This is a genomic window from Plesiomonas sp. (genome assembly GCF_051650925.1).
Taxonomy (GTDB): Bacteria; Pseudomonadota; Gammaproteobacteria; order Enterobacterales; family CAMTGL01; genus Plesiomonas.
Genome location: NZ_JBOFRH010000546.1, coordinates 1 through 10,061 on the forward strand (window position 1 = coordinate 1; position 10,061 = coordinate 10,061).

At 47.0% G+C, this 10,061-nt stretch carries 10 protein-coding genes; 6 read left to right on the plus strand and 4 right to left on the minus strand.

The genetic code is table 11. From position 1 onward, the window contains the following. Together ACRC27_RS13005 and ACRC27_RS13010 are read right to left on the minus strand one after the other, a co-directional pair. A partial coding sequence (locus tag ACRC27_RS13005; protein WP_438640072.1) for a CNNM domain-containing protein occupies positions 1-641 on the minus strand: 641 nt, incomplete at its 3' end. Between the two features lie 249 nt (positions 642-890). Next, positions 891-1,682 carry a cytochrome C assembly family protein gene (locus ACRC27_RS13010; RefSeq protein WP_438622496.1) on the minus strand — a complete coding sequence of 264 codons (792 nt, stop codon included), beginning with the start codon at positions 1,680-1,682 and terminating at the stop codon, positions 891-893. 161 nt (positions 1,683-1,843) lie between these two features. Here ACRC27_RS13010 and ffh point away from each other — a divergent pair, with 161 nt between their 5' ends. From ffh to ACRC27_RS13040, 6 genes are all read left to right on the plus strand, one after another. Further along, positions 1,844-3,205 (plus strand): signal recognition particle protein, encoded by a 1,362-nt coding sequence (ffh, locus tag ACRC27_RS13015; protein WP_438622497.1) that lies wholly within the window; start codon positions 1,844-1,846, stop codon positions 3,203-3,205. Between the two features lie 152 nt (positions 3,206-3,357). Next, positions 3,358-3,606, plus strand: a complete 249-nt coding sequence (gene rpsP / locus ACRC27_RS13020; protein WP_438622498.1) for a 30S ribosomal protein S16 — start codon at positions 3,358-3,360, stop codon at positions 3,604-3,606. Between the two features lie 18 nt (positions 3,607-3,624). Continuing rightward, the gene (gene rimM / locus ACRC27_RS13025) at positions 3,625-4,155 is read left to right on the plus strand and encodes a ribosome maturation factor RimM (RefSeq protein WP_438622499.1); all 531 of its coding nucleotides are present in this window, start codon (positions 3,625-3,627) and stop codon (positions 4,153-4,155) included. A gap of 84 nt (positions 4,156-4,239) precedes the next feature. Beyond that, complete coding sequence (trmD, locus tag ACRC27_RS13030; protein WP_438622500.1) at positions 4,240-4,992, plus strand: tRNA (guanosine(37)-N1)-methyltransferase TrmD; 753 nt, start codon at positions 4,240-4,242, stop codon at positions 4,990-4,992. Positions 4,993-5,025: 33 nt separating this feature from the next. Beyond that, on the plus strand, positions 5,026-5,373 hold the full coding sequence (gene rplS / locus ACRC27_RS13035; protein WP_438622501.1) for a 50S ribosomal protein L19: 348 nt from the start codon (positions 5,026-5,028) through the stop codon (positions 5,371-5,373). 312 nt (positions 5,374-5,685) lie between these two features. Further along, entirely contained in the window at positions 5,686-6,060 is a 375-nt protein-coding gene (locus ACRC27_RS13040; RefSeq protein ID WP_438622502.1) for a hypothetical protein, read from the plus strand. 236 nt (positions 6,061-6,296) lie between these two features. Here ACRC27_RS13040 and ACRC27_RS13045 read toward each other — a convergent pair whose 3' ends face one another. Beyond that, positions 6,297-6,776, minus strand: a complete 480-nt coding sequence (locus ACRC27_RS13045) for a GNAT family N-acetyltransferase (protein ID WP_438622503.1) — start codon at positions 6,774-6,776, stop codon at positions 6,297-6,299. A 369-nt stretch (positions 6,777-7,145) separates the two neighbouring features. Next, positions 7,146-9,977 (minus strand): M66 family metalloprotease, encoded by a 2,832-nt coding sequence (locus tag ACRC27_RS13050; protein ID WP_438640073.1) that lies wholly within the window; start codon positions 9,975-9,977, stop codon positions 7,146-7,148. Positions 9,978-10,061: the final 84 nt, after the last annotated feature.

Consider the following 10,061-nt stretch of genomic DNA (forward strand, 5'->3'; position numbering starts at 1 on the left):
ACTTCATTGCGCGGCACCATAATATCTTCTACCGTGATCTGCTCAAGATCAAAGATAGACAGCAGCATATCTTGATTACGGCGGGTGATGCGCGGGCCCGCTTCATACACAATAGTGCGCAGCTCTTCTTTGCTGACTGATGCTTCATTTTTAACATCAGAGCGCAAACCAAATAGCCGCATTAAACCACTGGTGATCAAGTTGGTTAGCAGTACGATAGGCATCATCACCTTTAACAGCAAAGACAACAAAAACGTACTTGGGAAGGCGATTTTTTCCGGATACAGCGCCGCAATGGTTTTTGGCATGACTTCCGAAAAGATCAGAACAACCAGAGTTAGAACACCGGTCGCCACGGCGACACCGGCATCACCAAACAGGCGCATGCCAAGAATGGTGGCAATGGCCGAGGCAAGAATATTGACTAAGTTATTACCTATCAGGATCAGGCTGAGTAAGCGCTCAGGCCGTTGCAGCAGTTGTTCCGCGCGCTTTGCGCCGCGGTGCCCCTCTTTTGCCATGTGCCGTAGCCGGTAACGGTTCAAAGACATCATGCTAGTTTCGGAGCCAGAGAAATAGGCAGAAATTAACAACATTAAAATCAGCACAACAAAGAGCGTGCCGGTATGTATGTCGTTCAAGTAATGGTTCCTTTCAAGAGTAAACAGAAGATAAGTATGAATTTAACCGCGCGCTAATGCTACTTTTTCATATCAAATAAGCAGATAAAACCAGAGTGCGGTGAACGTAAAAAGATGAGGAAACGGCAGGAAGTGGCTTTGCATCCCCCGTAAAGTATTTTTATTGTGCAAGGAAAGAGTCAGATTGGCGGGCATCGGCACACAGACTTACCTACGCCTGTGATGTGGCTGCCCGCGCCGAAAAATGCACTAGCGCAGGATCACTTCCTGCACAAAACGGCTACCAAAGTACGCCAGCGTCAGCAAAAATGCGCCAATCATACTGGCATAAACCACGCGGCGACCGCGCCAGCCCTGCTTAAAGTGCCCCCACAGCAGTGTGCCATACACCAGCCATGCAAATAGCGAGAGCACCGCTTTGTGAGATTGCCCTTGAGCAAACATATCGTGGATAAAAAACCAGCCAGTAACCAGTGTCAGCGTCAGCAGAACCTCACCGACTAAGGTGATTTGGAATAACTGACGCTCAACGGTCATCAGCGGCGGAAACATCGGGCTGACGGGCAGTTTTTTATGCTTTAAACGGTGATCAAGCCAAGCAAGCTGAATGGCATACAAGGTGGCAATCATCAAGGTTGCGTAGGCAAACAGCGCCAGCGTGATGTGCCCTAAAATACCCGGATGAGCCTCTAAGTGTGTAATAAATGCACCGGGTAAAAAGCGCGCGGCAGCAAGGTTAATTCCGGCAAAACTGTACACCACCGGCATTAAAAACCAGACACGGTAACGCAGTAAAGAGAGCGTCATCAACGCAGTAATAATCAAACCGACGAGCGAGGCCACATTTAATAAACTGAGATTTTGGCCGCTTACCGCATTGAAAATAAGCTCTTTTAGCGTCAGAGTATGGAACAAGAGCGCTAATCCGGCACAACAAAAGACCGCCGGTTTATTGGGGCCGTTTTTTTGCAGCAGACTTGGGATGATTAACACCAAGCAGGCGGCATAACCGAGTAAAGCAAGCGTTGCGAATAGGGGCATAAGTTCGGTGTCTGCTGTCACATAACCTGAAAATAGAGTTTCCAGTATACCGTCCTCTGAGCAATGCTCCAACCTTGCGACTGCCACATAAGTAGAATAATCAGGTATAATCCCCCCATTACTAAGTCACACAGAACCTGTGCAAGCGGATAATGACTACGATGTTTGAGAATCTTTCTGATCGACTGTCGCGCACACTGCGCAATATCAGTGGCCGTGGCCGGCTGACTGATGAAAATATTAAAGACACTTTACGTGAAGTTCGCATGGCGCTGCTGGAGGCTGATGTTGCCTTACCAGTGGTACGCGAGTTCATTAACCGCGTTAAAGAGCGAGCCGTTGGGCAGGAAGTCAACAAAAGCCTGACGCCGGGGCAAGAGTTCGTCAAAATTGTACGTGATGAGCTTGAAGCCTCTATGGGCGAAGCCAATAATGACTTAAACCTTGCTGCTCAACCGCCAGCCGTAGTGCTGATGGCCGGTTTGCAAGGTGCGGGTAAAACCACCAGTGTGGCAAAACTGGGTAAATTCCTGCGCGAACGTAAAAAGAAAAAAGTACTGGTTGTTTCTGCTGACGTATATCGCCCTGCGGCGATTAAACAGTTGGAAACCTTGGCTGAAACGGTTGGGGTTGATTTCTTTCCTTCAGATCCGCAGCAAAAGCCGCTTGATATCGTGTCGCAGGCTTTACAACATGCCAAGCTGAAGTTCTATGACGTGCTGCTGGTTGATACCGCTGGCCGTCTGCATGTTGACAGCGAAATGATGGAAGAGATCCAGCAAGTACATGCTGCGATTAATCCGGTCGAAACGCTGTTCGTGGTGGATGCCATGACCGGTCAGGATGCGGCAAATACTGCCAAAGCATTTAATGAAGCCTTACCGTTGACCGGTGTGATCCTGACTAAAGTTGATGGTGATGCGCGTGGTGGTGCGGCACTGTCGATTCGCCATATCACCGGTAAACCGATTAAGTTTTTGGGTGTCGGTGAAAAAACCGATGCCCTCGAACCTTTCTTCCCAGACCGTGTAGCCTCCCGTATTCTGGGAATGGGCGATATGCTGTCGCTGATTGAAGATCTTGAGCGTAACGTTGACCGTGAACAAGCCGAAAAAATGGCTGAAAAGTTCAAAAAAGGCGACGGCTTTGATCTGGAAGATTTCCGCGATCAGCTAAAACAGATGCGCAGTATGGGCGGCATGATGAGCATGCTTGAGAAGTTACCGGGTGCCGGTCAGCTTCCTGATAATATCAAAGCCCAGATGGATGACAAAGTCACCGTCAAAATGGAAGCGATGATTAACTCAATGACCAAAGCCGAGCGCCGTAACCCTGAGCTGATTAAAGGTTCGCGTAAGCGCCGTATCGCACTGGGTTCTGGGGTTCAGGTTCAGGATGTCAACCGTCTGTTAAAACAGTTCACCGAAATGCAGCGCATGATGAAAAAAATGCGCAAAGGCGGTATGGCAAAAATGATGCGCGGCATGAAAGGAATGTTGCCACCCGGTATGCTAGGCCGTTAATTTTAGCTATAAAATCAATGTGTTTTAGCTAATCATAGAGAGTAGGTTGCTTTTTACCCTAAAACGAGTAAAATTCGACAGCTTTTTCGCAAACTCCCGGAGCCGACCCTCAATACGGTCTCTGGGTGTTGTTGTTAATATAAGAGGACGTTATGGTAACTATTCGTTTGGCACGTGGCGGCGCAAAAAAGCGTCCGTTCTATCAAGTAGTCGTAGCTGACAGCCGTTGTGCACGTGATGGCCGTTTCATCGAAAGCGTTGGTTTTTTCAACCCAATCGCTGCTGGTTCTGCTGAAAAGGTTCGTCTGGACCTGGATCGCATCAACCATTGGATCGGTCAAGGCGCTGCGATGACTGATCGTGTCGCTAAGCTGTTAAAAGACGCGCAGAAAGCTGCGTAATCCGTCTAGGTGGTCACAATGAGTAAGCTGCTTGAGCCTGTTGTGCTTGGGAAACTGGGCTCTACATACGGTATTCGTGGTTGGCTCAGGGTGTACTCTTCCACCGAAAATTCAGAAAGCATTTTTGCATACCAACCTTGGTATCTGAAAATCAGGGGTCAATGGTGTGAGACTGAGCTGGAAAGCTGGCGTCATCACAACAGTGATCTGATTGTCAAACTGAAAGGTATTGATGATCGCGAAGCGGCACATGCAATGACCAATGTGGAAATTGCTGTTGAAGCTTCACAGTTGCCCGCACTAGATAACGGCGATTACTACTGGCGTGACCTGATGGGTTGCAAGGTAGTTAACGTAAGCGGTTATGAGTTTGGTAAAATCATCGACATGATGGAAACCGGCTCTAACGACGTTATGGTAGTCAAAGCAAACCTGAATGATGCTTTCGGAGTTAAGGAGCGGTTAATTCCGTTCCTCGATGGGCAGGTTATCAAAAAAGTCGATCTTGCCGCCCAAACCATTGAGGTTGAGTGGGATCCTGGTTTCTGACCCACAGGTAAAACATTGGTTTTATCTGACGAGTATTGGCACTAAATCTATTTTGGATAGATCTATGTGGATAGGCCGAAACCTATGTGGATAGGCATTGTAAGCTTGTTCCCTGAGATGTTCCGAACAGTGACCGATTTCGGGGTAACTGGCCGAGCGGTAAAAAATGGCTTGCTCAGCATTGAGTGTTGGAATCCACGTGATTTCACACATGACCGGCACCGTACTGTCGATGACAGACCTTTCGGGGGCGGTCCGGGAATGCTGATGATGGTGCAACCTTTACGGGATGCAATTCATGCAGCAAAAGCTGCAGCAGGTGACGGTGCAAAAGTTATCTATCTATCCCCACAGGGGCGCACGCTGGATCAGTCTGGTGTGAGTGAGTTGGCAACCAACAAGAAGTTAATTCTGGTTTGTGGCCGCTACGAAGGGATAGATGAGCGCGTGATCCAAACCGAAATTGACGAAGAGTGGTCAATCGGCGATTACGTGTTAAGTGGAGGGGAGCTGCCCGCCATGACCTTGTTAGATGCAGTCGCACGGTTTGTTCCGGGTGTGCTGGGTCATCAGGCGTCAGCAGAAGAGGACTCTTTTGCAAATGGCTTGTTAGATTGCCCACACTACACCCGACCTGAGGTGTTAGATGACATGCAAGTGCCTCCGGTACTGTTATCGGGGAACCATGCGCATATCCGTCGCTGGCGATTAAAGCAATCGCTAGGCCGTACTTGGCTGAGAAGACCTGAGCTTCTAGAAAGCCTAGCTCTGACTGACGAGCAAGCGGTGCTTCTGACTGAGTTCCAAGAGGAATCTCAGGGCAGTAAGCAGAACTAAAGATTCAGTTAATTCTAGGGTAAAGAGAGAATTATGAGCAATATCATTAAGCAACTGGAAGATGAACAGCTGAAGCAAGACGTACCTGCGTTCCGTCCTGGTGACACCGTAGTTGTACAAGTTTGGGTTGTTGAAGGTGACAAAAAGCGTCTGCAGGCATTCGAGGGCGTGGTAATCGCTAAGCGTAACCGCGGTCTGCATTCTGCGTTCACAGTACGTAAGATCTCTAACGGCGAAGGTGTTGAGCGTGTGTTCCAGACTCACTCTCCACTGATCGATAGCATGGCTGTTAAGCGTCGTGGTGCTGTTCGTAAAGCGAAACTGTACTACCTGCGTGAGCGTTCTGGTAAGTCTGCTCGTATTAAAGAGCGTCTGAACTAATCGCTGCGCGATACGTTCTCAAAATAGTTAAATCTATTTCTGGCGGTTAGCGAAAGCTAACCGCTTTTTTTATGCCTGATGTTCTGCGTTGTAGACAATATTGGGTTGTTCTGTTGTTGTTTCACATTGCTGTTTTTCCCTCTATTGCCTCTATTTTTTATCCGTGTAACAGCTGAAATAGCCTGTATTTACATGATATTTTCCCGCCGTTTCTTTTTTTCTCTGAACCTTTCTAATTAGGGTTGTCTCAGTCAATATAGTGTGGTTTCTTGTTAAAGCGCATGACGTGTGTTGTAGAGGCTTGAAATAAATATGATCAAAAAAATCATTCTGTCCGTAGCGTTAATGTTATCTGCATCGAGTGTGTATGCTACTGATGATCCTATTCAGGTGCAGGGGATGTATGTGTGGGGCGAGGGGGTAGAGACATTCCAGCCTTGTAATGACCCGAGTGTATTTTGGCTCAATGGTGAGCCTGAAGCATTACAGCAGCTTCGTGATCTGGCAAAAACCACGGCGGAACAAAATCATCAGCCTTATCAGCCCATTTATGTGGTGCTCGATGTGACAGAAGATGTGCCACAAGGTGAGTTTGCTGAAGACTATGATGGTGTTTATCGTTTGGTGAAAGTGAATTCGGTCAGTACCAAAATTCCCGCAGAGTGTAAGCGCCAGCAGGTGTATTAAACAGAGTGAGCACCTGTTTGAGCTGTGGTCTTGTTGTGAGGTGCACGGATAAATCATAGTGATTTGCCCGTGCATTCTTTTGTTATAAATTACAGCCTGTTATAAATTAAAATCAGCTATCACTGAAAAGCGGCTGAAAATTAAGCTTTATTGTAGAGTCTGTGGGAAATAGCTGCTGAGTAAATGGCTGCTAAGTAAATAGCTCACTGATTTTCCCGTAGCACTGATCCTACTTGTCAAAGTGTCTGAATATACGAATAGAATTCGCTATCACGCTGATAGCCCATTTTTTCGTACAGCGCTTGGGCGGTAGTGTTCTCTACACCGGTTTGCAAAATAATAAAACCTGCTTCGGTTTCCTCACCAAATTGCTTACAACGTGTTAGCAGCGCTTCGCCTATGCCTTGCTTACGGGCAGTTGGGGAAACAAACAGATCGTATAAATACCAAATCGGCTTCATCTGCAAAGAGCAAAAAACCGGATAAAGCTGGGCAAACCCGACTGGATTTTGCTCTGCATCTTCAGCATAAAAAATAACAGATTGGTTCTGCTCTAGACGCGCATGCAAAAATGCTAGCGCTTGTTTGGGTTGTGGGTCTACATGATAAAATTCGCGGTATTGCACATAGAGCGGAGCCACTTTATCTGCATCGGCAGTGGTGGCACGGAAAATATTTATTTTTGCTTTTTTTTCAGAATGTTGAGATGTGCTCATGGTGTTATCTCGCCTGATGTTGGAGTGAATATGGCCGTCAATTTGTTGAGTGAGTGGTACAGGGTATTGCATGCTAACGTGTTGAATTGAAGCCTGTTTTACCGACTCTTTTTCGAGACGTATCTCTGTAAAATAGCCCTTATCAGACCATTGCTGTTTTTAAATTGTAGTTAGACAGTAGCAAAAATTTTCCCACCAAAACGGATTTTTAAAACAATGAAACAATAAAACAGGGTCTGCAATATAAAGGCGTAATGGGGAGTTTATACGGGGTTTGGGCGGTACAAAAAAGGCGGCCCCGAAAGATACCGGATGGCCGCCTGCTGATAGCGCGCAGTGTTTACAGCACGCTGTTATGGAAAGATGGATTTAGCGAAAGCTCGGTTGGCTGTATCCGCTTGAAAAAGTCCAACGATTGCCATTTGACCAGTAAATCTCAGGTGTTTGAGTACACTGGCCTTTATCATTAATAAAGCCTGCTCCGTAGAAATTAGCACGGTTGATGTAGCACAAGCCTCGAGCATCATTTTCCAGCGCTGTTACCGTATTACCGATATTTTGCGGGTTATTCAGTGATAACCACTCAAACTGGTTAATGGCAGATTGAATATGTACTTTATCCCCACGCTGGGTTTTGTAGGTGATGTCATTGCCGCCGGTGCAGCGATATTGTTGATTACCGAGTGTTTCAACATAACCGTGCAGAGTACGGGTTTGATCTTCATCGCTAAAAGTGAAGCGGCATAGGGGAAGATCTTCACCTTGTACCGGCATTTTTGCTATAGAGGCTTTATCCAACACGGAGAGATCTTCAAAATTAAATGCTGTTGGGTGTGCAAACCAGCCCGATGGAAGCTTTGATGCTAATGCATTATAGGCATCTTGTTGCCCGATAATAATCGGCCCACTGAGCTGACTGGCTTGCGGATTAACTGGTGTTTGCAAGGTATCAAGTACAGTTTGAGATTGACCATCATCACACACCACACTGATATCGGTTGGATGATTATCTGCCGGTAGGTTCACGTGGAATTTATTGCTCTGACTTTGTGAATGCCGAGCGTTACTCAATGCGATACGCTGCTCTTGGCCATGTTGAGTATTGATAACCAGCATACACTGGCGCTGTGAGCGTTCAGAGTAGGTTTTCACAAAGCTCTGATTAGCGCGGAAACTCCAATTGTTCTTGTTTTTCCATTTAATGCCCTCAACCTGACGGCACTGGCTGCTTTCAATATAACCTGCGCCATAGAAATCACGGGTATTAAGGTAGCAAAGGGTTTTCTCATCGCCACCGGTTTGCGGTGTATAAGTGACCTGTGTATCACCAAATTTAGAGCGTAAGCTAAATGCGTTTGGCTCAGATGAAATAACATGGCGCTGATTATTGCTACCAGCAAAATAGATATCAGAACCGCCGGTACATTGCTGGGTCGTCGGATCAACATAACCGACAAAATCCATACGGCTGCCAGAAGGGGAGGTGTAATCAAATTTACACAGCAGATACTCATTGTCTGCAACCGGCAGTGTTTGCCAGAGATCGGCCGTTTTTTGATACAGCGTTAAAGCTTGATACGAAACCCAACCCTCTGGGTGGTTTGTAACCGTACTCGGTTCGGGTTGGCGGTATAAATTCCCGTAATTAGAGTACAGCAGCGGATAAATCTGGCTCGGGTTTTCATTGAGCGGATCATAAATCCCCAACAGAGTAATCACCGGAACACCCGTTTTTAGGGGGATAGGCTGATCGGTTTCTGCCGTCAGGTAAGTTTGTTGTTCTTCGTTCCAGCGTACATAACCGCTCGGGCTGTCTTTATCCAGTTTTAAACCTGCATTTAGCCACTGCTGGGTTTGGCGTGCGGTAGCTTGGTGATGCAACGTGTAACGGCTAACTAGCCCTTGTGCGCTCCCTCCTGCCATAGTGTCGAATAGATACGTGAACTGACCGGCAAACGGTGCAACGGTTTCGTTACCGGATGTATTGGTCGCAGGAGCTTTCGTCCAGTTCAAATTACCAATAAAACGCTGGTAACGGGCATCATATCCCCAACCGGTAAATTGGCTCTGTGTTGAGGCTCTATCTGGATAGTGCCCTAGCCCGTAATTATGGCCCAATTCATGTGACCACTCATTACCGGTAGTATGTTCAAGCGTTACTTTGCCACCGCCACCACTGCCGCCATGCACAACATTACCATTTTGGTAAACACCGATACTGGTGTGTGCCGTAATATGGTTAAAATAGCGGTAATAGCTCTGTGAACTGCCAGCGGTATCAGTAATACCAAAGTTGGCATTATTAATACCGGTAGAGACTAGCGCTTTACCAATATTTTCGCGCATGTCACCACTGTGCCAACCGCCATCAACATCGCTACGCTCAGTATAAACAGTGCCATTTGGTAGCGTTATTTTAGGGAAATAGCCCATTGTATAGTCGGCCATAACGAGCCGTGATACCGGAATTTTCTGGAAATAGTCAGCGGATAATATTGCTAGCTCTTTTAATACGGTATTTCTATTGCGTGGTTGTGTTAAAAAGCCTAAATCAATATTTTGGATAACCAATTCAGGTGCACCAGAAAATCCAATTTGGTGGGCAGGTAACTCACCGTGACGCTCATTTCCATCAATAAAGCGCAGTGAAAGGCCGGGCTTCATATATTGCCATGCAAGAGGAATGCTCCATGCGTTGCGTGCATAGGTGACTTTTTGGCGGCCATTATCGGGTTGATCACTCAAAGGCAATGCACTTGGCGGAGACATATTTAAACGCTCAATTAACACGCCTTGCTGATAGATCTCTACCGATATACGGTGCAGGTCGTTTTGTTGCTCTGGTGTATCGGTAACAGGGGTGAACATCAGTAATGCATCACGCTCAACCACTAAATTTGGGCGACGCACCTCGGCATTTTGCGCTTTATTGCTGCTGGTGGTGTGAGTTTGTGCAAACGTAACTTGACCGGCCAGATCGCCGGAAAGCTCATTGACGGGGCTTAACGCATCGGTAAAGCCCAGTTGTGCGGCAGATGTACTAAATTCAATACGGCGCGGTTCACTACAGGTATCACCATGGCAAGCCCGAATCTCAAGCTGATATGCAGTTTCAGCCTGCAAACCACCGATATATTCGTTTGGCGCACTGCCTGACCACTCACGTTGCAAGGTATTGCCGGCCTGAGCGCGTAATACCATCGGGTATCGCGTTCCTTCAGTGTGTCCTTCCCAAATGAATGCTGCCCCTGTATCTGAAATACTGCTAATAGCTAACGCTTCAGG

What these genes read in the sequence shown, in the direction of transcription:
- ACRC27_RS13010 (WP_438622496.1), bottom strand. Translation starts at nt 1,682, where the DNA reads ATGCCCCTATTCGCAACGCTTGCTTTACTCGGTTATGCCGCCTGCTTG.
- ffh (WP_438622497.1), top strand. Translation starts at nt 1,844, where the DNA reads ATGTTTGAGAATCTTTCTGATCGACTGTCGCGCACACTGCGCAATATC.
- rpsP (WP_438622498.1), top strand. Translation starts at nt 3,358, where the DNA reads ATGGTAACTATTCGTTTGGCACGTGGCGGCGCAAAAAAGCGTCCGTTC.
- rimM (WP_438622499.1), top strand. Translation starts at nt 3,625, where the DNA reads ATGAGTAAGCTGCTTGAGCCTGTTGTGCTTGGGAAACTGGGCTCTACA.
- trmD (WP_438622500.1), top strand. Translation starts at nt 4,240, where the DNA reads ATGTGGATAGGCATTGTAAGCTTGTTCCCTGAGATGTTCCGAACAGTG.
- rplS (WP_438622501.1), top strand. Translation starts at nt 5,026, where the DNA reads ATGAGCAATATCATTAAGCAACTGGAAGATGAACAGCTGAAGCAAGAC.
- ACRC27_RS13040 (WP_438622502.1), top strand. Translation starts at nt 5,686, where the DNA reads ATGATCAAAAAAATCATTCTGTCCGTAGCGTTAATGTTATCTGCATCG.
- ACRC27_RS13045 (WP_438622503.1), bottom strand. Translation starts at nt 6,776, where the DNA reads ATGAGCACATCTCAACATTCTGAAAAAAAAGCAAAAATAAATATTTTC.
- ACRC27_RS13050 (WP_438640073.1), bottom strand. Translation starts at nt 9,977, where the DNA reads ATGGTATTACGCGCTCAGGCCGGCAATACCTTGCAACGTGAGTGGTCA.